Origin of the sequence: Fictibacillus aquaticus (assembly GCF_002245695.1) — a bacterium.
GTDB classification, from domain to species: Bacteria; Bacillota; Bacilli; order Bacillales; family Fictibacillaceae; genus Fictibacillus; species Fictibacillus aquaticus.
In genome coordinates this window covers 69,473-87,668 of the sequence record NZ_NOII01000002.1, presented here as the reverse complement: position 1 = coordinate 87,668, position 18,196 = coordinate 69,473, and the positions used below count along the sequence as shown (strand labels likewise).

The 18,196-nt window shown below is 45.6% G+C and carries 34 protein-coding genes; 33 read left to right on the top strand and 1 reads right to left on the bottom strand.

The genetic code is table 11. The features are described from left to right. The first annotated feature begins 12 nt into the window (after nt 1–12). The 14 genes from CGZ90_RS08315 to CGZ90_RS08265 all read left to right on the top strand — a co-directional run bounded on the left by CGZ90_RS08315 (nt 13) and on the right by CGZ90_RS08265 (nt 6,679). Nucleotides 13–537, top strand: a complete 525-nt coding sequence (locus CGZ90_RS08315; RefSeq protein ID WP_094251927.1) for a hypothetical protein — start codon at nt 13–15, stop codon at nt 535–537. Beyond that, on the top strand, nt 534–824 hold the full coding sequence (locus CGZ90_RS08310; protein ID WP_094251926.1) for a hypothetical protein: 291 nt from the start codon (nt 534–536) through the stop codon (nt 822–824). Before CGZ90_RS08315 ends, CGZ90_RS08310 begins: the two co-directional genes overlap by 4 nt. Beyond that, a complete protein-coding gene (locus CGZ90_RS08305; protein ID WP_094251925.1) occupies nt 821–1,165 on the top strand; it encodes a hypothetical protein in 345 nt (114 codons plus the stop codon). Before CGZ90_RS08310 ends, CGZ90_RS08305 begins: the two co-directional genes overlap by 4 nt. A 165-nt stretch (nt 1,166–1,330) precedes the next feature. Continuing rightward, nucleotides 1,331–1,666, top strand: coding sequence for a hypothetical protein (locus CGZ90_RS08300; protein ID WP_094251924.1), 336 nt, complete (start codon nt 1,331–1,333; stop codon nt 1,664–1,666). Nucleotides 1,667–1,683: 17 nt separating this feature from the next. Next, nucleotides 1,684–1,932: a hypothetical protein gene (locus CGZ90_RS20710; protein WP_165766815.1), complete on the top strand. Its 249-nt coding sequence runs from the start codon at nt 1,684–1,686 to the stop codon at nt 1,930–1,932. Then, nucleotides 1,862–2,017, top strand: a complete 156-nt coding sequence (locus tag CGZ90_RS21295; protein WP_420841352.1) for a DUF6906 family protein — start codon at nt 1,862–1,864, stop codon at nt 2,015–2,017. The genes CGZ90_RS20710 and CGZ90_RS21295 overlap by 71 nt, the downstream gene beginning before the upstream one ends. A gap of 38 nt (nt 2,018–2,055) precedes the next feature. After that, nucleotides 2,056–2,928, top strand: a complete 873-nt coding sequence (locus CGZ90_RS08295) for a DUF4373 domain-containing protein (protein ID WP_094251923.1) — start codon at nt 2,056–2,058, stop codon at nt 2,926–2,928. Then, the gene (locus CGZ90_RS08290) at nt 2,928–4,220 is read left to right on the top strand and encodes a replicative DNA helicase (RefSeq protein WP_094251922.1); all 1,293 of its coding nucleotides are present in this window, start codon (nt 2,928–2,930) and stop codon (nt 4,218–4,220) included. Before CGZ90_RS08295 ends, CGZ90_RS08290 begins: the two co-directional genes overlap by 1 nt. A gap of 14 nt (nt 4,221–4,234) precedes the next feature. Continuing rightward, nucleotides 4,235–4,585 (top strand): hypothetical protein, encoded by a 351-nt coding sequence (locus tag CGZ90_RS08285; protein WP_094251921.1) that lies wholly within the window; start codon nt 4,235–4,237, stop codon nt 4,583–4,585. Beyond that, nucleotides 4,582–4,773, top strand: a complete 192-nt coding sequence (locus CGZ90_RS08280) for a Fur-regulated basic protein FbpA (protein WP_094251920.1) — start codon at nt 4,582–4,584, stop codon at nt 4,771–4,773. The genes CGZ90_RS08285 and CGZ90_RS08280 overlap by 4 nt, the downstream gene beginning before the upstream one ends. Continuing rightward, nucleotides 4,773–5,219, top strand: a complete 447-nt coding sequence (ssb, locus tag CGZ90_RS08275; RefSeq protein ID WP_094251919.1) for a single-stranded DNA-binding protein — start codon at nt 4,773–4,775, stop codon at nt 5,217–5,219. The genes CGZ90_RS08280 and ssb overlap by 1 nt, the downstream gene beginning before the upstream one ends. 18 nt (nt 5,220–5,237) lie before the next feature. Continuing rightward, nucleotides 5,238–5,795 carry a dUTP diphosphatase gene (locus tag CGZ90_RS08270; protein ID WP_094251918.1) on the top strand — a complete coding sequence of 186 codons (558 nt, stop codon included), beginning with the start codon at nt 5,238–5,240 and terminating at the stop codon, nt 5,793–5,795. Further along, nucleotides 5,795–5,932 carry a hypothetical protein gene (locus CGZ90_RS20705; RefSeq protein WP_165766814.1) on the top strand — a complete coding sequence of 46 codons (138 nt, stop codon included), beginning with the start codon at nt 5,795–5,797 and terminating at the stop codon, nt 5,930–5,932. The genes CGZ90_RS08270 and CGZ90_RS20705 overlap by 1 nt, the downstream gene beginning before the upstream one ends. Before the next feature lie 12 nt (nt 5,933–5,944). Next, nucleotides 5,945–6,679: an NUMOD4 domain-containing protein gene (locus CGZ90_RS08265; protein ID WP_094251917.1), complete on the top strand. Its 735-nt coding sequence runs from the start codon at nt 5,945–5,947 to the stop codon at nt 6,677–6,679. 47 nt (nt 6,680–6,726) lie between these two features. Here the strand turns inward: CGZ90_RS08265 and CGZ90_RS08260 are convergent, their stop codons facing one another. Next, the gene (locus tag CGZ90_RS08260) at nt 6,727–6,963 is read right to left on the bottom strand and encodes a hypothetical protein (protein ID WP_094251916.1); all 237 of its coding nucleotides are present in this window, start codon (nt 6,961–6,963) and stop codon (nt 6,727–6,729) included. Nucleotides 6,964–7,110: 147 nt separating this feature from the next. Here CGZ90_RS08260 and CGZ90_RS08255 point away from each other — a divergent pair, with 147 nt between their 5' ends. The 19 genes from CGZ90_RS08255 to CGZ90_RS20690 all read left to right on the top strand — a co-directional run bounded on the left by CGZ90_RS08255 (nt 7,111) and on the right by CGZ90_RS20690 (nt 18,185). Further along, a complete protein-coding gene (locus CGZ90_RS08255) occupies nt 7,111–7,305 on the top strand; it encodes an XtrA/YqaO family protein (protein WP_094251915.1) in 195 nt (64 codons plus the stop codon). A 142-nt stretch (nt 7,306–7,447) separates the two neighbouring features. Next, entirely contained in the window at nt 7,448–7,609 is a 162-nt protein-coding gene (locus tag CGZ90_RS20700; protein ID WP_165766813.1) for a hypothetical protein, read from the top strand. 17 nt (nt 7,610–7,626) lie between these two features. Next, complete coding sequence (locus tag CGZ90_RS08250; protein WP_240515392.1) at nt 7,627–8,085, top strand: ArpU family phage packaging/lysis transcriptional regulator; 459 nt, start codon at nt 7,627–7,629, stop codon at nt 8,083–8,085. Next, nucleotides 8,082–8,624, top strand: a complete 543-nt coding sequence (locus CGZ90_RS08245; protein WP_094251914.1) for a site-specific integrase — start codon at nt 8,082–8,084, stop codon at nt 8,622–8,624. The genes CGZ90_RS08250 and CGZ90_RS08245 overlap by 4 nt, the downstream gene beginning before the upstream one ends. A gap of 779 nt (nt 8,625–9,403) precedes the next feature. Next, nucleotides 9,404–9,766, top strand: coding sequence for an HNH endonuclease (locus tag CGZ90_RS08240; RefSeq protein WP_094251913.1), 363 nt, complete (start codon nt 9,404–9,406; stop codon nt 9,764–9,766). 168 nt (nt 9,767–9,934) lie between these two features. Next, nucleotides 9,935–10,324, top strand: coding sequence for a phage terminase small subunit P27 family (locus tag CGZ90_RS08235; protein WP_094251912.1), 390 nt, complete (start codon nt 9,935–9,937; stop codon nt 10,322–10,324). Beyond that, nucleotides 10,305–11,999, top strand: a complete 1,695-nt coding sequence (locus CGZ90_RS08230) for a terminase large subunit (RefSeq protein ID WP_094251911.1) — start codon at nt 10,305–10,307, stop codon at nt 11,997–11,999. Before CGZ90_RS08235 ends, CGZ90_RS08230 begins: the two co-directional genes overlap by 20 nt. A 9-nt stretch (nt 12,000–12,008) precedes the next feature. Beyond that, a complete protein-coding gene (locus CGZ90_RS20695) occupies nt 12,009–12,176 on the top strand; it encodes a hypothetical protein (RefSeq protein ID WP_165766812.1) in 168 nt (55 codons plus the stop codon). Nucleotides 12,177–12,182: 6 nt separating this feature from the next. Then, nucleotides 12,183–13,394, top strand: coding sequence for a phage portal protein (locus CGZ90_RS08225; RefSeq protein ID WP_240515391.1), 1,212 nt, complete (start codon nt 12,183–12,185; stop codon nt 13,392–13,394). Next, complete coding sequence (locus tag CGZ90_RS08220; RefSeq protein WP_094251910.1) at nt 13,384–14,115, top strand: head maturation protease, ClpP-related; 732 nt, start codon at nt 13,384–13,386, stop codon at nt 14,113–14,115. Before CGZ90_RS08225 ends, CGZ90_RS08220 begins: the two co-directional genes overlap by 11 nt. A 33-nt stretch (nt 14,116–14,148) precedes the next feature. Continuing rightward, the gene (locus CGZ90_RS08215; RefSeq protein ID WP_165766811.1) at nt 14,149–15,249 is read left to right on the top strand and encodes a phage major capsid protein; all 1,101 of its coding nucleotides are present in this window, start codon (nt 14,149–14,151) and stop codon (nt 15,247–15,249) included. Between the two features lie 16 nt (nt 15,250–15,265). Continuing rightward, nucleotides 15,266–15,550, top strand: coding sequence for a head-tail connector protein (locus CGZ90_RS08210; RefSeq protein ID WP_338032228.1), 285 nt, complete (start codon nt 15,266–15,268; stop codon nt 15,548–15,550). Between the two features lie 15 nt (nt 15,551–15,565). Next, nucleotides 15,566–15,913, top strand: coding sequence for a hypothetical protein (locus tag CGZ90_RS08205; RefSeq protein WP_094251907.1), 348 nt, complete (start codon nt 15,566–15,568; stop codon nt 15,911–15,913). Further along, nucleotides 15,900–16,274 carry a phage head closure protein gene (locus CGZ90_RS08200; protein ID WP_094251906.1) on the top strand — a complete coding sequence of 125 codons (375 nt, stop codon included), beginning with the start codon at nt 15,900–15,902 and terminating at the stop codon, nt 16,272–16,274. The genes CGZ90_RS08205 and CGZ90_RS08200 overlap by 14 nt, the downstream gene beginning before the upstream one ends. Next, nucleotides 16,267–16,653 carry an HK97-gp10 family putative phage morphogenesis protein gene (locus CGZ90_RS08195; RefSeq protein ID WP_094251905.1) on the top strand — a complete coding sequence of 129 codons (387 nt, stop codon included), beginning with the start codon at nt 16,267–16,269 and terminating at the stop codon, nt 16,651–16,653. Before CGZ90_RS08200 ends, CGZ90_RS08195 begins: the two co-directional genes overlap by 8 nt. Continuing rightward, on the top strand, nt 16,650–17,030 hold the full coding sequence (gene gp17, locus CGZ90_RS08190; RefSeq protein ID WP_094251904.1) for a tail completion protein gp17: 381 nt from the start codon (nt 16,650–16,652) through the stop codon (nt 17,028–17,030). Before CGZ90_RS08195 ends, gp17 begins: the two co-directional genes overlap by 4 nt. A gap of 3 nt (nt 17,031–17,033) precedes the next feature. Continuing rightward, complete coding sequence (locus CGZ90_RS08185; RefSeq protein WP_094251903.1) at nt 17,034–17,609, top strand: major tail protein; 576 nt, start codon at nt 17,034–17,036, stop codon at nt 17,607–17,609. 67 nt (nt 17,610–17,676) lie between these two features. Beyond that, on the top strand, nt 17,677–18,009 hold the full coding sequence (gene gpG, locus CGZ90_RS08180; RefSeq protein WP_094251902.1) for a phage tail assembly chaperone G: 333 nt from the start codon (nt 17,677–17,679) through the stop codon (nt 18,007–18,009). 2 nt (nt 18,010–18,011) lie between these two features. Next, the gene (locus CGZ90_RS20690) at nt 18,012–18,185 is read left to right on the top strand and encodes a hypothetical protein (protein WP_165766804.1); all 174 of its coding nucleotides are present in this window, start codon (nt 18,012–18,014) and stop codon (nt 18,183–18,185) included. The last annotated feature ends 11 nt before the right edge of the window (nt 18,186–18,196 follow it).

Genomic DNA, 18,196 nt, shown 5'->3' with positions numbered 1-18,196 from the left:
GAACAACCGAATATGGGAGTTGGTAAGTACATTAAGGAGAATCGGGGGAAGCAATCGCAGCTGAGGCTGTCGATGGACCTGAACGTCTCGAGGGAAAGTGTTTCGGCTTATGAGACCGAACGAGCAAGGGTTCCGATGGATATCTCTCAAACACTCATGGATAAGTGGGATGACCCGTTCTATGCGATGGAAGTGGCGCATGATTATACGGCAGGCGGCTGGGTGAAGCGACTTGACGGGAACGCAGTGGATCTGCACAGAGCAAGTGTTGCGGCGAAAGCAAGGGAAGAGCTACAGGAAGCACTCGAAGCGATCAGCGCGGTATGCCTCGCCAATCAACCGGTTAGCATGAACGAACACGACCGGCATCAGCTGAAAGAAACGGTAGACCAGGCGATCGATGGGATCTACGCACTCAGCCATTACGTCGCCGTAATCTGCACAGAATACGGAGTGAGCTGGAACGACAGCTGGAAACATCATACGCAAAAGCTTATTGCAAACGGATACATGCAGAGAGGAAGCAGTAGGATATGAGCATGGAAGGCAAGGTTTTCAATCGGGATTTATGGTGGGCAAACAGGCTTCATAAGTTCATTCAGGTTTGCTCCAGAAGACAGAACCTTTACATGGAATCCGGTGACATGAAGAAAGCACTGTGGTGGCTGGAAGAACAGAAAAGAGCGCTCGTAGAACTCGATCAGCTAATTCAAGCAAAAGATGAACAGGATAACATCATCAAGATGGTTCGCGGGATGCAGCATAAAGGATTGGATATTCACAAGCTCATCATAACTTTAGAGATTGAGAGGGAAGCACAATGAAGGAAAAGATCGCACTGATTCGCACTGACTTGGCCATGATTAAGAACGCTATGTCTCGCTATCGTAAAGGACTGGAGGGCTTTAACCGCAAGCTGTTTGATATCTCTTTCAACAAAGTCCTTGCTGCTAAGCATTCCGTTGAGATGGACGGCATGGAGATGATCATGATGCACCGGTCGCTGAACATGTATGCACACGCCTTGAGCAAAGCAGGCAAACGCATTGAAGCTGAGCATTACTACAGGCTCTCCAAATGGATTGACCAAACACGCGCACGCTTCCAGCAAACATACGGCCCGAAAATAGAAAAAGCAGCAAGCGCTGCAACGCTTACTGCTTAAATGAGTCACATATAAAAGGTTTGATAACGTCATTTTAGCATGGCCACTTGCCAAGAGCAAGTTGGTCCCTGCTGACAGGGTCCGGACCCGAGGCGCCTCCCTTCGCCATCCCCCTTCTCCGGACTCTGCCAGTGCGGATCAGCACTAGGAAGAGAGGTGTACACAATGAACAGAATGGAGAAAAAGGCAGCTCGCATGAAGCTTCTTCGGCTGCTGGATAGGAAAGAAGATTACAGCAAGGAAACGGAGCAGAAGATCAAAGAACTTGGTTTCGCTCTTGCTCCTGATGAAGTACAGAAGAAAGGGAACCGGCTGACGGCAGAAGAGGTGTTTTATCTTAAACACCACGTACCCGTCATCGGTGTGGATGAGACAGCTGACCGTCTTTCTCGGCCCCCAGGAATGATCTTAAAAGCGTATGAAGAACAAAAAGTGCTCGCCCCGGCAGGACGAGCACATGAAAAACAACTCAAGCGTAGTGTAGCACACTGCAAAGTCTGATTCAAACAGGAGGCCGCATGAGCGACCCGATTCGGTATTTTGTGCAGCTGCCACTCTTTTATTGGACAGTGTTGGCCAAGAACGAAAAACGCTTTATGGGTTACGTCCATGGCTACTTGGCTAAGGCCTATCCTGAGTTTTCAGCAGTAAAAGTGATCAGGAATAAACATGTCATTTGTATGAGGAGAAACGATTATGAAAAATGGAAAACGGCCAACGCGAGCGCAGCGGATACTGATGGCGGAAAAGGGACTCAACCCGAATAATTGGCTGATTACAAAGAACGTCAGCGGGCAGGTACATCTGGTGAACCGAACATCAGGTAAGCAGCGTATCGTCACAGCAGGGTAAGAATCAAGCAGGCACTAAAGGGAAGGGGATACAGGGGTATGAAAGAAGCGTTCTATTTTTCGCATGACAGCAACGCCAGGCACGATCCGAAGATATCAGCCATGAGAAGCGTGTATGGCACGGAAGGATACGGCATGTACTGGATGCTCATCGAGATTCTCAGAGAGCAGGAAGACTTCAAATTGAAGAAGGGTAAACATTTGTTTAATGCACTTGCAATGCAAATGCAATGCAAATCTGATTTTGCACAAAAGTTTGTAGAAGATTGCATTCATGAGTTTGATCTCCTCGTTGAAGATGACGAAAATATTTGGTCACTTTCGCTCATAAAACGGATGGAATTGAAAGAAACCATCAGCGAAAAGCGAAGAAAGGCTGCCAAGAAGCGTTGGGAGAAATCCAGTAATGACGCGGATTCTGAGAATTTGGGCATGCAAGAGGAATGTAAAAGCAATGCAAATGCAATGCAAATGCAAACCAAAAGCAATGCAATAAAAGAAAAGAAAGTAAAAGAAAGTAAAGATTTAAAAGATATACGTCGCAAACACGTTTACGACCCTGCGTCTATCCCTTTCCAGCTTGCCAAACGCTTGTACGAACGAATTCTGGCTAACAACCCTGCACACAAAGAACCTGATCTGCAGAAATGGGCAGACGATATGCGGAAGCTGATCGATATCGATGGCAAGGATCCTAGAGTCATAGCGAAGATGATTGACTGGGTGCAGCAAAACACTTTCTGGCACAAAAACATCCTCTCTGGAGCCAAGCTGCGTGATCAATACGATCGCTTGCATCTTGAAATCCAAGAAAAGCAAAACAAAGTAAAACCGTTTAAGCCCAGGGAAGAACCTGTTGTAAAACCCTTGGAACATATTAACGCAAACAATTTATTCGGCGGTGAAGGTTGATGGATCAGAAGATTAATAGGCTGGTGAAAAACGAGCAGAAGGTCTTAGGAATCATTTTGAATGACCCTACATACCTCGAGGAAACCAAGCTGAATACCAAGCATTTTTACAGCGTGGAGCACAGAGCACTTTTCAAAGCATTGCTTGATTTAAGCAGTAAAGGCACAGAGATTGATATCCTCTCGCTCGAAGATCTTGGACACACGGCAATTATCAGTTTCGGCGGTCCTGAATACTTGCGGAACTTGTTCGCATACGCGCCAGATGGAGAAACATTCAAGCGGCATCAGAACCTAATCTTGGAGTATTGGACGATCGAGACAGCTGAAAGGTTAGCACACTCGTTCTTGGATGGCGTGAGAGAACAGAACGACATGACGAAGCTGACCCTGTTCATCGACCAGATGACAAAGCTAGAGGGAAACACGGTTGAGGACAAGCAGTCATTTAAGGATATGCTTCTGAACCGTGCAAGAGAACACGCAGATACACCAGAAAAAGGATTGAGTGGTGTGAATACCGGTTACATGAGTCTGAACTTGCTGACCGATGGATGGCAGGACGGAGACTTGATCGTTATAGGTGCCAGACCATCGATGGGAAAGACAGCGCTTGTTCTTAATTGCGCGCTAGAAGGGTCAAAGAAAGACAAGATCATGCCTACCATCTTCAGCATCGAGATGAGCGAAGGTGCGGTAATCGACCGACTGATCGCAACAGAAGGCCGGATCAACCTCATGAAGATGCGCAACCCGAACAAATACTTCGAGGCATCTGACTGGAACAAATATCATAACGCCATGTCGGTGCTGGAGAAGCTGAAATTCAGCATCCGCCGCGAGAATACAGTGAACGAAATGCGAGCAGTGGTGAGGCGGAACATGAAAGAAAACCCTGACTTCAAGCATGTGGTGATGATTGACTTCTTAACGCTCATGAAAACAATCGAGAACAAAGCCAGCCGACATCATGAGATCGAGGACATCATTCTTGCGCTCAAGCATATGGCTGCTGAATTCAACATACCGGTGATCATCCTGTCTCAGCTGAGCCGTGGTCTTGAGCAGAGGCAAGATAAACGACCGATGATGTCAGACTTAAGGGAATCAGGTGCGATCGAACAAACGGCAGACTTGATCCTGTTTCTTTACAGGGATGATTACTACTATGCCGATTCGCAAACACCAGGCATAACAGAAATCTTATTCTCCAAGAACCGCCAGGGAAGGACGGGTATGGTGAACATGAAATTTGTGAAAGAGACCAATACGTTTCACGATATTACGCCGTAAAGGGGTGCCACCGCATGATGACGGTGAAAGAAGTATACGCTGCAGCTGTGAAGGACAAGCAGCCTTTGCTCATCACAGCGATAGAGTATCTGGTTAAAGACCGGAGAGCCATCACATTCCAAGACACCTCAGAAAAGCTCAAACAGCTACTCGATGCTCAGAAAAACGAAGAAATGATCATGCATACCAGATTTACCTCGTACAGGAGGAATGTAAACATGCAACAGCAGATAGCACTGGCCATAGATAAGGCAGCCGGAAACGTCACATTACAGTCGTTAAAGCAGCAGTTTCCGTCAGCAACTAAAGAGCAGTTGTCCCGAGCCATTTACAACTGGCTGGCAGATCAGGAGATAAAACAATGATCGCGGCAGCGCCTAACAGACTGCGTACCGCACTTGATTTATACCGTAAGCAACTGATCAGCGAGCTCATCAAGTGCGGCATCTTCAAAGACCAGCACGGCCGGCAGCTGTTCGAGCTCACACTAACAGAACTTGAAGACGAAATGCGCTGGGTAAACCTGCAGCGTGAAGGAGATGTGATTTATTAATGCTTAATCGAGTCGTTTTAGTCGGGCGTCTGACAAAGGATCCTGAACTCAAATACACACCAAATGGAGTAGCAGTGGCAAACTTTACTCTTGCAGTGAACCGGCCTTTCAGCAATCAACAAGGAGAACGAGAAGCTGATTTCATCAACTGCGTTGTATGGAGAAAGCCAGCGGAAAACGTCGCCAACTTCTTGAGCAAAGGATCTTTAGCCGGAGTGGATGGCCGCATGCAAACACGCAGCTACGACAACAACCAAGGACAGCGCGTTTACGTCACTGAAGTTATGGGCGAGAGCGTGCAGTTCCTGGAGCCGAAGAAAAACGGTAGTCAGCAGCAGGCGCCGCAAAACAACTACCAGCACCAAGAACTGCCGCCAAGCTACGGACAAGATCCATTCGCAGGCGGGCAGCCATTAGATATCTCGGATGATGATTTGCCATTTTAAACCCATGGAGGAATAACCATGAACACAAAGATGTTAATCGAGATACAAAACACTTTCCGCGAGCGCATCAACTACCAAGGTGAAGACCGAGCCGAAAAGTCGTTCCTCGCTCTCAACGTGGAAATTGGAGAGTGCGCGAACGAATGGCGAGGGTTTAAGTTTTGGAGTAAGGATCAGGAGCCAAGGACAAGCGTTTATCATCCGCCACCATTTAATATCGGTGATGGGCAATTTAAAAACCCACTCCTAGAAGAATACGTCGATGGCTTACACTGCGTTCTGGATGTCGGCATTGAATTAGGATACCAGCACTTGCTACCGAACATCAAAAGCATGCATCCTTCCATCACGAAGCAGTTCAACCATCTGTTTTACCTTGTCGGGGAGATGCAGGAGATCTACGACGATCGGGAGGATGACGAGGAACGGTATCACGAGCTGGAATCTTATTATGATGATCTGTTTAGTTGTTATCTGGGTCTAGGTGACATGCTCGGTTTTACCACAAAACAGATCGAGCAGGCGTATCTGGAAAAGAACTTGGTCAACCATCAGAGGCAGGAGAGTAATTACTGATGCAGGACTACACGAAAATGCCTCTTCTTAAATTGATTCACCTGATTAAAAGGAATAATGATCAGCAGGCACTGCGGGAATGGAGACGGCGGTGGGAAGATGATTACCCGCGAATCCGCACAGTGAAAAAAGTGTGAAGGGGTTTTAAGATGACTCTGTATCTATATGATCCAAGAATCAACACCCTTACTGAAACCACTTATGACTATTTGGAAGAACTGACTGGAAAATCGCAAACGGTGTTGAGGACGAATAAATCAATAAAGCGCAAAGTGACTAGTATTAATTGCTACATTACCGATCAAAAAGTAACGCTGCGGCAAAGGAAAGCATGGTACGAAAAAGAGAAGTTCTTTAACGAAACGTGGAAACCCATCGAGGGATCGGACGGCAAGTTCCTCATTTCAAACTATGGACGCTTCAAACGGATTTATCAAAATCACGAAGGTTTATTGCTGCCTTTTATTCACAAGCGGACTGGCAATCTTCATATCAAAGTGAAGTTTAGAGGGAAGTATGCAGCTTATAAGGTTGCCAACCTGGTCGCACATCATTTCGTTGGAAAGCCTAAACCTGGAGAAGTCCTCCATCATAAGAATTTCATAAAGACGGACAACTTTCATGGCAATCTGGAATACATCACTTCAAAGAAACTTGGAGAAAAAACCGGATCCAGAGCAAAAAGTAAACCAGTCGTGCAGCTAAACTCCATAACGAATGAAGTGATTGATGAGTACCGATCAGCAAGGGATGCTGGCCGAAAATGCCACATTTCCTATCAATCGGTCATAGATAATTGCAACCATAAGACAAAAAGCAGCTGTGGACTACACTTCATGTGGGCGGAAGAGTATGAGGTTTTGGAAGAAGCATTATTGACTTAAATAGTACTGCGAAAAAAAGAGACCCCAAAAGAGATCTCTAACATCTACTATTCAATTTCAATATTGTGAGGGTTAATTTCTAAACAAGCCGCAATATCATTCTTTAAATCTTCTGCTGTTTGGTAATCAAAATTAAAAAAACCGGACCATTTAGCATCATCAAAATCAATTTTTTTACCTTTTTCATCAAAGTATTCTAATGAATCAATTCTAAATAAGCCATCAAAATAATCCGGATCATCACCATCATGTTCAAGTAAGTACACTTTTACAGTGGAAAGCATAATAGAATCCTCCTTCAACAATTCATATTGCTATCTTATAGTAATAGTCAATTAGCAACAACACCAAATAAAAAAACAGCCCAGGTGCTGTTTCCCGGACTGAAGGTGGTCACCTTTAATTATACAGGAAACAGGGGGCGTGGGGCTTTGAAAACGGCAGTGATTCCAGTAAATGTTTCGACAATGACAGCTGAAATTAATGCAGCAGAGTCAGGCAAGGTGTACATCGTTTCGAATGGTAAAGTGACGGCCCTCGAGCTGCCGAAGTTCGGGGAAACAAGTTTCATTACACACGACGGAAAAATCGATCGTGTGGAAACGAATGAGAAATTTAAAATTTAGTCCGACCGAAAACCGGAGGACACCCATTACGACATGCAGTGGCTGCTGCGTTGTCTTGGGTGTCCTCTTTTGTTTTCTGTATGGTACTCAGGGGGCAATCATATGATTCGGAAACCATTCGACATTCGTGGGAGGTACTCTCATGAATAATTTCAAACAGCAGCTAAAGAACTGGAAGCATAAGCATCAGCCGGCAAAGAAAAAGGTTGAAAACGAACTGACCGAGCGCGATCTGAAAGAACTGATGGGAATGAACCGACCTACTTACACCCGTGGCCGCGGCGGCGCCATGAAACAAAAATAAAAAGGAGGCAGTTGAATATGAGTCAGATGAATTTTAATATGCCAAAAGTGAACACGAAAGCCACTAGAAAAGCTGTGGAGCAAGCGCTTGAAACGTACCGGGACTATCTCGTCACACTGCCAGTCACCTCAATGCCGACCATCACGACATCATATTCAATTATCCCTCCAACCAACACGAACACGTTCTCCAGCAAAACAGAAGATGCCGCGATTGAGCGTGCCGACTACGAAATGGCTCGAAATCAATACATGGAACAGATTCACCAGGCCGTCAACTCACTTAAACACGACGAACGATACATCATCTTCCATAAATACATGCAGGACATCAAAGGGTATGATCCAGACATCTGGCTGGAGCTCGGTATCAGCAAGACCAAATACTACGAACTCACATTTAAAGCGATGTTGCGGCTCGCCTTCTCGTTGAAAATCGAAGTCTATATGAAAAGGAATGAGGTGAGGAGCGCGTGAATATCGTCCAACCGATTAGGGATGCAGAGGTAATAAAAGAAATTAAAGCCTATTTGAAGGAAACGAATGAGCGTAACTACATTCTTTTCCTTCTGGGCATCAACACCGGGTTGCGTATTAAAGACATTCTGAAACTTCGGGTACGAGATGTAGAAGGGTGGAGCATTCACTTAAGAGAAGGAAAAACGAAAAAAATAAAAGAGGTGTGGATGCCAAGCGAGCTCAAGAAAGAAATCCGCGCCTACTGCAAAGACAAGCATAAAAACGAGTTTCTTTTCAAAAGCAGGCAAGGGAAGAATAAAGCGATATCGGTAAGTATGGCTTATTACATCTTAAGAGACATTGGAGAAGAATTCGGACAAGAAAGAATCGGCTGCCATTCTCTTCGAAAGACTTACGGCTATCATTTTTACAAGCAGCATGGAGACGTGGTAGCTCTCCAGGAGATGTTAAATCACTCCGATCAAAAGATTACATTGCGCTATATCGGCATAAGACAAGACGACCTCAACAAGCTGCAGAAGAAGTTCAAAATCTAGCTTTCTTTTTTTATTATATTTTTCAGTTCGCTACAAAAAGAAACGTTCAAACTCATTTGGTGAACAAGGCAAGAATTCAGATGGCTGTAAGAGAAGTAGTTAGGTAATGAGTTGGCTTCCCTATAGTTTGTAGTGAACTCATGCTAATAAATATTCGGTGCTTATTCACTTAAAACTCTTCCGTTTGAAATCAAAAACGCGAACTATTTGCGAACTTTTCGCGGAGGATTTGCGAACGATTTACGGACGAAATGAATTTGAGGGCATGGTAAATTGATAGTATAGAAAAAACGGCGGCCAACTCGGCTGCCGTTTTTATATATGTAAAAAGGATATTTTTTAGCATATTTTACTTTTATGTGTTGTGCCCAAAGGCACCACACTCCTTGAAGTCAGCTAGATTAAAGACCTAAATGACTTAATATTTTCAATATAATCTCCACGATCAGCGCAATTAATATTTGATCAATGAAGGTCACTTAATCACCTCCTTCGAGGTTCCTTGAAAGTATATGACTCTTTCGCCTATTTATTCTTAAGGAGATGATCTGAATGAAGCGGTTCTGCATTGAGTGCAGCGAGATCATCATCAAGAGACCACACTCACATTATTGTTTGGCCTGCTTTCTAAATGCATTGAAGGAGAAAGTAAATGAGGATGCTTAAATGGTTGTCTAAGCCACGCTATAAATGCGTCACGCATACAGACCACATCTTCACTAACGGACTGAACAACTGCTGCCGGTGTGGGTACTGGATGAGGAAGGGCGACAAGCAGCATGGTCGTTAAGTCCAAGAAGCCATGCTCACAGCCAGGCTGCATCTCACTCACAAGAGAACGCTTCTGCGATCAGCACAAGCAAGATGCAGCGAAGCAATACGATCTATACCAGCGAGACAGTGTGACCACACGCTTCTACAAGAGCATGCCATGGAGAAAGCTGCGTGCCTCTGCCTTGAACCGTGACAACTACCTGTGCCAGGACTGCATGAAGAAGAAGCGTCTCACACCTGCTGAGATGGTTCACCATGAGGTTGAAGTGAAGGAAGACTGGAGCAGAAGGCTAGACATCACTAACCTAACCAGTCTCTGCAACAGCTGCCACAACAAGCGGCACACCGAGAAGGGCGGCAGCCATTAGAGGAGCATCCCCCCTATTCGCTTTACTGCGCTAAAGTTTTGGAGACCGGTGCCCCCCTTCGTGCACACCGCGATCAATTTTCCTAAGGGGGGAAATCCCGAAAAAAGGGTCCTTTTTGAACAAAAGAGGCTCTTTTTTTATGCGTTTTTTTAAGTGAGGTGAACGAACGTGCTTAACGAGAAGGAACTGAAGAAAAAATACAAGCCGCCGGTGAAGCTCGACAAGATCGGAAAGAAGGAATGGTTCCGTGTTTGGGCCGTGTTGGAGAAGGAGAACAAGGCTGAGGTGAACGATCCTTTTGTCGTCGAGCTAATCGCTCACTCCTACCAGGTGTACACACAGCTGGATAAGCTCGCATCAGAGGATGGTTTTATCGTCGAATATACCAACAAGGCGGGCGCGACCAATCCGACCAAGCATCCTGCCATATCAGAACTGCCAAAATACGCTGCAGTAATGATGAAAGGACTGAGCGAACTCGGGCTGACTGGAGCCAGCCGTAAGAAACTGCAGGAACAGATGGGTAAGGGACCGGACGATGGTTTCGATGACTTCTAAAACGATCGACACAGCTGATTATGCTGCTGAGTATGCAGAGAAGATCCTGAGCGGTGAAATTGTTGCCAGCAAGAAAGTGAAGCTTCTCTGTCAACGGCATCTAAACGATTTAGAGAAATCAAAGGACCCTGATTACCCTTACGAATACAGCATTGAAAAAGCAAACCGGCCGATCATGTTTATCGAACGGTTCTGTAAGCATTCCATTGGTAAATTTGCCGGCTTGCCACTGATTCTCGCACTCTGGCAGAAGTTTATCATCTGCTGCATTTTCGGTTGGGTCCATAAAGAGACGGGCTACAGACGATTCCGAACCATCCTGGTCATGATTGCTCGTAAAAACGGAAAGAGTACGCTCGCCAGTGCCATTGCTCTCTATCTACTAATGAAGGATAAGGAGTATGGTGCGCGGGTGTATACGCTGGCCAACAAACGAGATCAAGCGAAACTGGTCTTTGAGGAATCAAAACGGATGGTACGGCAGTCGCCGGCACTGCGGAAGCGGACCCGAATCATTAGGGACAAGATCTACTTTGACCGGATGAACGCGGAACTGGAACCTCTGGCGAGTGATTCCAAGAAGCTGGACGGTCTGAACACACACGGAGCCATCTTTGATGAAATACACGAATACAAAGACAGCAAGCTTATGAACGTTATCGAGTCATCTATAGATGCGCGTGAGCAACCGATTATCTTTGACATCACGACAGCGGGCTTTGTGATGGACGGTCCGTTAATGAACCTTTACGAGACGGCTGATAAGCTGCTAAACAACACGATTGAATACGATGATTTCTTTCCTTACATCGCTGAAATCGATAAAGAGGATGATTGGGAGGAAGAGAGCTGCTGGATCAAAGCGAATCCGAACCTCGGCGAGTCCTTAAGCATTGAAAAACTGCGGACTTCCATCCACGGTATGAAGATGAAGAAGGAAATCAACGAGATCAAGACAAAGCGTTTCAACATCTTTGTTAATTCTGCAGAAAAATGGTTGGAATGGGACATCATCAAGCGGAACAATGGGACGTTTGACGAAAGCGAGCTGCAGGGGCAGATGTGCATCGGAGGCGCAGATTTGTCGAGCACAACGGACATCACGTCTGTCAATCTAGAGTTTCCGCAAGAAGATGGTAGCATCAAGGTCATTCATCACAGCTTTATTCCAGAAGCCAAGCTATTAAACAACGAAGATCGCGCCAATTATGAACGGTGGAGAGACATGGGTCTCCTGACCGTCCTAGATGGTGAGGTCATTGACTATGACTTTATCACGCAATGGTTCGTGAAACACGCAGCAACGTACCATATTCAAGAGATTTGCTATGACCCTTACAATGCCACTCAATGGTATACGCAAATGGCAGGGCTGGGGTTTGAAATGGTGAAGGTGCAGCAAGGATTTAAGAGCATGAACCAGTCGATGAAAGATTACGAGCGGCTGTTGATTCAAGGCAAAGTAAACTACAACTATGATTTGATGTTCCAGTGGTACTTGAGCAACACGAAAACGCTCAAAGATAGCACAGGAAACATTAAGCCTGAGAAGGCGAACCGTTATGCACGTATTGACGGTGTGGCAGCTGCGCTGACCGCACATTTCCGAGCCATGGTCTACATGAACCAAGCTGACTTGAATGAACGCATCCTGAACGACGAATTTACATTGTAGGTGATGAATATGAAACGTTTTTTGCATCTTCTAGGAGAGTTCCTTGAGGATTTTTTTATTTTTGCAGGCATTATTGTAGCGATTTTGACCACATATGCGCTGAGTCCGATCATCGGAAACTATCTTTTGGCCTCATGCTTAATCGTAACCGGAGGAGCACTTGCCAGAAGGAGGTGAGAATAATTGTTATTTCGTCGACTGTTTAACAGTTTGCAAGAATGGGAGCAGCCATTAGGCAGCCTTTTTCCGGGCCCGACGATGAGTGGCGAGCTGGTAACAAACGAGGGATCACTTACCGTAGGAGCCATTTATGCGTGCGTGAACATCAAAGCAAATGCCATCGCCAAGCTTCCACTGCAGGTTTTCAAGAAAACCAAGAGCGGAAGAGAGCGGGAGACGGCACACCAGGCGGCTAAGCTGTTGGAGAAGCGCCCGAATCCGTATATGACACCTTTTGTGTTCAAGCACACCGCATCTGTGTACCGCAACTTGTGGGGAAAGGCTTATATCGCCATGATCACGGACCGTACAGGTAACGTCACCGAGCTCAAGCTGTTGGATCCCGCGAAAGTGCAGCATGCGAAAGATTCTTCTGGAGACTTGTGGTTCGTGTTTTCAGAAAAGGGCACGCAGCAAAAGTACCACCATTCGGAAGTGATTTATCTACCTTATGGACCAGGCGGCAAGTCGCCGATCGAAATCGCACGAGAAACAGCCGGCACGATGAAGGCAGCACAGAAGTTCCTTGGATCATTCTATAAAAACGGAACGACCACTCGGGGGATTATTGAAACGCCAGGCTCATTAAATAAAGATGCGAAGACCGTTTTAAGAGATCATTGGGCTGAAGCTGCAGGCGGCTTGGACAACGCGCACAAGGTAGCGATCCTTGACGCAGGCATGAAATGGGTGAACATCTCGATGCCACTTCAGGACGCAGAGTTCATTGCTTCGCAGAAGTTCAATATTGCGGAGATCGCCCGTATCTTTAACGTGCCATTGCACATGCTGAACGAGCTCGATCGCAGCACCTTCTCGAACATTGAGCACCAGGCAATGGAATTCATCCAGAACACCATCCAACCGGAACTTGTCGCATGGGAAGAAGAATTCAATTACAAATTCTTCACAGATAACGAGCAGAAGCGGCTGTATGTGAAGTTTAACCTGACAAGCGCATTGCGTGGAGACAGCCAGAGTCGTGCTCAGTACTACAAAGAAATGCTTTCGTCGGGTGTATACAACATAAATGAAGTGCGAGCACTTGAAGAGGAGGATTCGATCGAACATGGTGATAAACACCGTGTGGACTTGAATCATATCTCCATTGATATAGCTGATGAGTACCAGATGACCAAAGCGAGGGCGAAAGGGGGTGAAAAGGATGAAAAATAAGTTCATGGAGATCAAAAATCAAACCTCTTCCTCAGCGGATTTATATTTTTATGGCGATATCGTCAGTTCTGAATGGGGCAAATGGGATAACTCAGACACTTGTCCAGAAGACATTCGCTCTTTTCTGAAAGATATCGAGGGTGTGAAGAACCTAAACATCTACGTGAACAGCGGCGGCGGATCGGTGTTTGCAGGATTGGCCATCTATAACATGCTGAAGCGCAATCAAGCCCACAAAACGGTTTACGTTGACGGTTTAGCAGGTTCCATTGCATCAGTTATTGCACTGGCCGGTGACCGCGTAATAATGCCATCCAATGCCTTCATGATGATTCATAAGCCTTGGAGCGGCATGTGGGGTAACTCGAACGATTTCCGCAAGGTGGCGGACGATCTGGATGCCATCGAAGGCGGAATCTTGAACGTATATGCAGAGAATCTGGCAGAAGGCGCGGACATCGAAGAGATCAAGCAGATGGTGAACGAAGAAACATGGCTGAACGGTAACGAAGCAGCCAAGTATTTCAATATAGAAGTTGCCGCAGAGAATCAGGCGGTAGCATGTGTGAGTGATTGCTTCAAGAATTACCGCAACACGCCGGAAGCATTCAAGGAAAAAGCAGTAGAACCGGAGCAGCCGAAAGCACAGGCAGCCGAACCAGCAATGCCAGATCAAGAAGAACTAAAAAATCAGTTACTGCTGGAGCTAGATCTTATCTAAGCTCTATTTTTATTTCCCTAAGGAGGAATTATCGTGAACAAAGAACTACGTGAATTGTTAGAGAAGATCAACAACAAAAAGACAGAAGCGCGCAACCTGCTTGCAGCAAACAAGTTGGATGAAGCGAAGAACCTTACCGATGAAGTGAAGAACCTGCAGAAAGAATTCGATGTGAAGTCAGCGCTTTATGAAGCAGAGAAGGATGCTGTGGCGGTAACGATTGAAAACAAAGGTAACGTGGACGAAGTAAAGACCTTCTTTAAAGCCCTTCGCGGTGAGCAGCTGACAGAAGCGGAGAACGCGCTTGTGACTGGTGGTGCAAACGGTGAGAACTTGATTGTTCCCCAAGACATCCAGACTCAAATTAAGGAGCTGCGTCGTCAATACAAATCTGCTAAGCCGTTGGTTGGTTACTATCCAACAACAACTTTGACAGGTTCGTTTGTATATGAGGATGCCTCAACAGCGACAGAACTCACCAATTTCACAGATGGTGATGATATTCCAGACTCCAATGAACCAAAGTTTGTGAATGTGCCATACACCGTAAAAGATTATGGGGGAACGCTTCCGGTTTCTAATCGACTTCTGCAAAATGAAGACGGTGGATTAGTTGCTTACCTTGGAAAATGGTTTAACCGTAAAGCGGTTCGAACGGAAAACAAAAAGATTTTTGAGAAATTGAAGGCAGGAAAGACTGTGAAAAGCCTTGCTGACTGGAAAGCATTAAAAAAATCTTTAAACATTGATTTGGATCCTGCGTTCGTTGATATTGTGATTATTACGAACCAAGATGGTTTTGACCATTTGGATGAAGCTGTTGATGAGCAAGGGCGCCCAATTCTCCAACCGAATCCAGCTGATGCAACGAAGAAAATGTTCAAAGGATATTCGATTGAGGTATTCTCGAACACTGAGCTACCAACTGTTGTTGACAAAGCACCAATTATTTATGGCAGCACACAGGACGGTGTTACATTCGTCGATCGAAATACACTTCAAATCGATTCTTCTGAACATGCAGCATTTAAGAAGAATCAAACAATGATGCGCGTGATTGAGCAATTTGACGTAATTGATGCTGACAAGGCAGCATATGTCTATGGCGAGATGACTGTAACGCCAACTGTTTAAATAAGAGGTGATTCCCGTGGTGGAACACGTAAAGCAATTTCTGCGAATTGACGGAAGTGAGGACGATATGCTCCTCACTTCTTTAATTGCAGCAGCAAAAGAATATGTAAAAAACGCAACAGGATTGACGGTGGACGAGGAAAATGAACTGCAGATACTTGCCGTTACGATGTTGGTTACCCACTGGTATGAAAATCGAGAACCATTAGGTCAAGCGAACATGCTGGAATTCAGCTTGAACAGCATCTTCTTGCAGTTGTCTTACTGCTACCCTCCACCACCAGACCCTGTTGACATATAAAACGAGGTGATTGTTTTGAAACAGTATCCAGTTCGAAATCATTTCCGTGATAAGAATACGGGTGAATACCATTCTGTTGGATCGTATTACGAAACGGCAGACGAAGAACGAGCGGTGGAACTTCAACAAGGCGGCTATCTAGCGCCAGCTGAGACAGAATTGCCTCCAAATCAAACGATTGTAACTTCCACACTCGGAGAGTTACTAAAACAGAACGTGGACAATGTGGTGGATTCCATCACTGACACATTCACTGCTGAAGAATTAACAGAACTAAAAGAGTTAGAAACAGCAGGCAAGAACCGCAAGACTGTGCTCGAGCATATTGACTCTCTCTTAGGTGCTGGAGATGGGCAACTATAATTATTATTCCGGCCAAAGGACTTGGAAGAAAAGCAAAGCTTCTGACTTTCGCAACCGCCTAAGCTTTCAGAAGAAAGGTACGCCAATTCGTGACACTGAGGGAAACAACGTCCCATCCTATACCACTGCTTTCACCGTCTGGGGCAGCATGGAAGGAATCAGAGGACGTGAAATGGTTGCGTCGGGCGCTTTATCTGGCGAGGTCACCTATCGCATCAGGATTCGGTATCGGAAAGACATTCAAACGGACATGCGCATCCAGCAAGGCGACCGTTTCTTTGAGATCGAATCGGCTATTGACATGAACGAGGAGCATAAGGAAATTGAAATTATGTGCAAGGAGTTGAACGTCAATGGCTAGGTTGGATTTCGAAGGATTCGATGAGTTGGAGAAGTTTTTTGATGAAGTGGGCAAGGACGTAGAGAAGACGGACAAGGTCGCGTTGAAAGCTGGCGGCGAAATCATAGCAGAGGCGCAGCGTGAGCTCGTTAACCGAAGCGGCAAGGATCAAGACCATATTCAAGATAACATCCGCGTTTCGGGTCCCACTGAGAGCTCAGACGGGGAGAAATTTGTTTCGATTGGGCCGAACAAGAAGGTTGCTTGGCGAGCGCATTTCCTGGAGTATGGGACAGTCAACATGCCGGCTTACCCTTTTATTGAAAAAGGCGCAGATGTGGCAGGCGACCGCGCCACAGAGAAGATGGCCGAGATTTACATGGAGGCGATCAAGGAATGAGTTTCGATGCCAAAGCTGAACTGCTGCAGGCGCTGGAATCAAATGAGCCACTCGTTGAGCTAGTAACGGGTGGCTTTCATAATATTATCGCGCCTAGTGCCGTGGCATTCCCAAGGGTCGTTTATACAGAGATACAGAACGCAGATGACGAGTACTCTGACAATAACACGATCTCTGCAGAAGTCGCCTTTCAATTGAGCATTTATACCAAAATAGATACTCAGAGCAAACAAACACCGATAGCCAAAGCATTAGATCAAGTCATGAAAGAAGCGGGATACACTCGTTACGATTCTACTGATCTATATGAAAAAGATACCCAGGTCTTTCACAAGCCGATGAGGTATCGCAAAAACACATTCACTGGAGGTGCCTAATCAATGGGCAAATTAATTCACGGGTTGGACATGTTTCATATTGCAGAACTGACGGCCGATACAATCGCTGCAGCCACTTATGAGACGCCGGAAAAGCTTGATGGAGCGGTTAACGTAAAAGTGGATCCTAAGACAGACTCCGAAACGCATTATGCGGATAATGGCGCATATGAAGTTCTTAACAGCATGGGTGACATTGATGTTGAGCTTGAAGCAACAGATCTGCCATTAGAATTGCAAAAGAAACTGTTTGGCCATACAGAAGAAAATGGTGTTCAGTTCGCAAGCATTGACGATGTTGCTATTGAACTCGCTCTCGGATTTCGCGCGAAAATCTCCACAGGCGGATATCGTTACTACTGGTTGTTAAAAGGAAAACCAGAATTGCTGCCAACGGAACACAAGACGGATGAAGCCAAAAAGAACGTTCAAACATCCAAGCTGAAAATGAAGTTCATGCCACTGAAGCATAACGGCCGTTGGAAAGGGCAGGTCGAGGATAGCGCAACATTCACACAAGGCGCAGACTGGTTTAAGCAAGTCGTATACAAAGGCGAAGCGTTACCGCCAACCGTTTAATCATTATTGATGATCATGAAAGAGAGGAGCGAATCCTCTCTTTTTTAATTTTGAGAGGAGCATGGACATGAATTCATTAACACTGACATTGGTTATTGATGGAGAAGAAAAGAAGTTTACCTCACCGGCATTTATTCCTGGGAAGATGTTTCGCCAGGCGTCAGAAATCGCACTTGAATTTGAGAAAGGCAGCGAGGAACCTGATTTGGATAAGCATATTGATTTCGTTTGCAGGGTGTTTGAAAACAAATTCTCTCATGAACAGTTTGAGGATGGAACGGATTCAAGAAACTTGATGAAGACGATTTATGGCGTTGTCCATTTTGTGGTCGGAAACGTCGCCCAGGCTAGCAAACTGCTAAACGACGGTAAAGAAGAAGACGGTGGCCAGGGAAACTAACGATGCAGGAAGCTGTGATGGACATGTACAACGCGCTCATGGACATCGGCTTCTCACAAAATCAGATTGATGAGATGGACATTGTCTATCACCTGCAGCTTCTTGCCAGAAGAAAAGCGGACAAGGTAAAGAAAGCGGATGAAGACGTGTTGTATATTGACCAGGTCATCGGATAGGAGGTGACGTT

Bases quoted from the DNA above. Each gene is read 5' to 3' on its own strand.
- CGZ90_RS20710 (WP_165766815.1), top strand. From the start codon at position 1,684: ATGAGCGACCCGATTCGGTATTTTGTGCAGCTGCCACTCTTTTATTGG.
- CGZ90_RS08305 (WP_094251925.1), top strand. From the start codon at position 821: ATGAAGGAAAAGATCGCACTGATTCGCACTGACTTGGCCATGATTAAG.
- CGZ90_RS20705 (WP_165766814.1), top strand. From the start codon at position 5,795: ATGCAGGACTACACGAAAATGCCTCTTCTTAAATTGATTCACCTGATT.
- CGZ90_RS08195 (WP_094251905.1), top strand. From the start codon at position 16,267: ATGGCTAGGTTGGATTTCGAAGGATTCGATGAGTTGGAGAAGTTTTTT.
- CGZ90_RS08220 (WP_094251910.1), top strand. From the start codon at position 13,384: ATGAAAAATAAGTTCATGGAGATCAAAAATCAAACCTCTTCCTCAGCG.
- CGZ90_RS08315 (WP_094251927.1), top strand. From the start codon at position 13: ATGGGAGTTGGTAAGTACATTAAGGAGAATCGGGGGAAGCAATCGCAG.
- CGZ90_RS08270 (WP_094251918.1), top strand. From the start codon at position 5,238: ATGAACACAAAGATGTTAATCGAGATACAAAACACTTTCCGCGAGCGC.
- CGZ90_RS08310 (WP_094251926.1), top strand. From the start codon at position 534: ATGAGCATGGAAGGCAAGGTTTTCAATCGGGATTTATGGTGGGCAAAC.
- CGZ90_RS08295 (WP_094251923.1), top strand. From the start codon at position 2,056: ATGAAAGAAGCGTTCTATTTTTCGCATGACAGCAACGCCAGGCACGAT.
- CGZ90_RS08250 (WP_240515392.1), top strand. From the start codon at position 7,627: ATGAGTCAGATGAATTTTAATATGCCAAAAGTGAACACGAAAGCCACT.
- CGZ90_RS20690 (WP_165766804.1), top strand. From the start codon at position 18,012: ATGCAGGAAGCTGTGATGGACATGTACAACGCGCTCATGGACATCGGC.
- gp17 (WP_094251904.1), top strand. From the start codon at position 16,650: ATGAGTTTCGATGCCAAAGCTGAACTGCTGCAGGCGCTGGAATCAAAT.
- CGZ90_RS08265 (WP_094251917.1), top strand. From the start codon at position 5,945: ATGACTCTGTATCTATATGATCCAAGAATCAACACCCTTACTGAAACC.
- CGZ90_RS08260 (WP_094251916.1), bottom strand. From the start codon at position 6,963: ATGCTTTCCACTGTAAAAGTGTACTTACTTGAACATGATGGTGATGAT.
- ssb (WP_094251919.1), top strand. From the start codon at position 4,773: ATGCTTAATCGAGTCGTTTTAGTCGGGCGTCTGACAAAGGATCCTGAA.
- CGZ90_RS20700 (WP_165766813.1), top strand. From the start codon at position 7,448: ATGAATAATTTCAAACAGCAGCTAAAGAACTGGAAGCATAAGCATCAG.
- CGZ90_RS20695 (WP_165766812.1), top strand. From the start codon at position 12,009: ATGAAACGTTTTTTGCATCTTCTAGGAGAGTTCCTTGAGGATTTTTTT.
- CGZ90_RS21295 (WP_420841352.1), top strand. From the start codon at position 1,862: ATGAAAAATGGAAAACGGCCAACGCGAGCGCAGCGGATACTGATGGCG.
- CGZ90_RS08240 (WP_094251913.1), top strand. From the start codon at position 9,404: ATGGTCGTTAAGTCCAAGAAGCCATGCTCACAGCCAGGCTGCATCTCA.
- CGZ90_RS08285 (WP_094251921.1), top strand. From the start codon at position 4,235: ATGATGACGGTGAAAGAAGTATACGCTGCAGCTGTGAAGGACAAGCAG.
- gpG (WP_094251902.1), top strand. From the start codon at position 17,677: ATGAATTCATTAACACTGACATTGGTTATTGATGGAGAAGAAAAGAAG.
- CGZ90_RS08230 (WP_094251911.1), top strand. From the start codon at position 10,305: ATGGTTTCGATGACTTCTAAAACGATCGACACAGCTGATTATGCTGCT.
- CGZ90_RS08200 (WP_094251906.1), top strand. From the start codon at position 15,900: ATGGGCAACTATAATTATTATTCCGGCCAAAGGACTTGGAAGAAAAGC.
- CGZ90_RS08300 (WP_094251924.1), top strand. From the start codon at position 1,331: ATGAACAGAATGGAGAAAAAGGCAGCTCGCATGAAGCTTCTTCGGCTG.
- CGZ90_RS08290 (WP_094251922.1), top strand. From the start codon at position 2,928: ATGGATCAGAAGATTAATAGGCTGGTGAAAAACGAGCAGAAGGTCTTA.
- CGZ90_RS08185 (WP_094251903.1), top strand. From the start codon at position 17,034: ATGGGCAAATTAATTCACGGGTTGGACATGTTTCATATTGCAGAACTG.
- CGZ90_RS08280 (WP_094251920.1), top strand. From the start codon at position 4,582: ATGATCGCGGCAGCGCCTAACAGACTGCGTACCGCACTTGATTTATAC.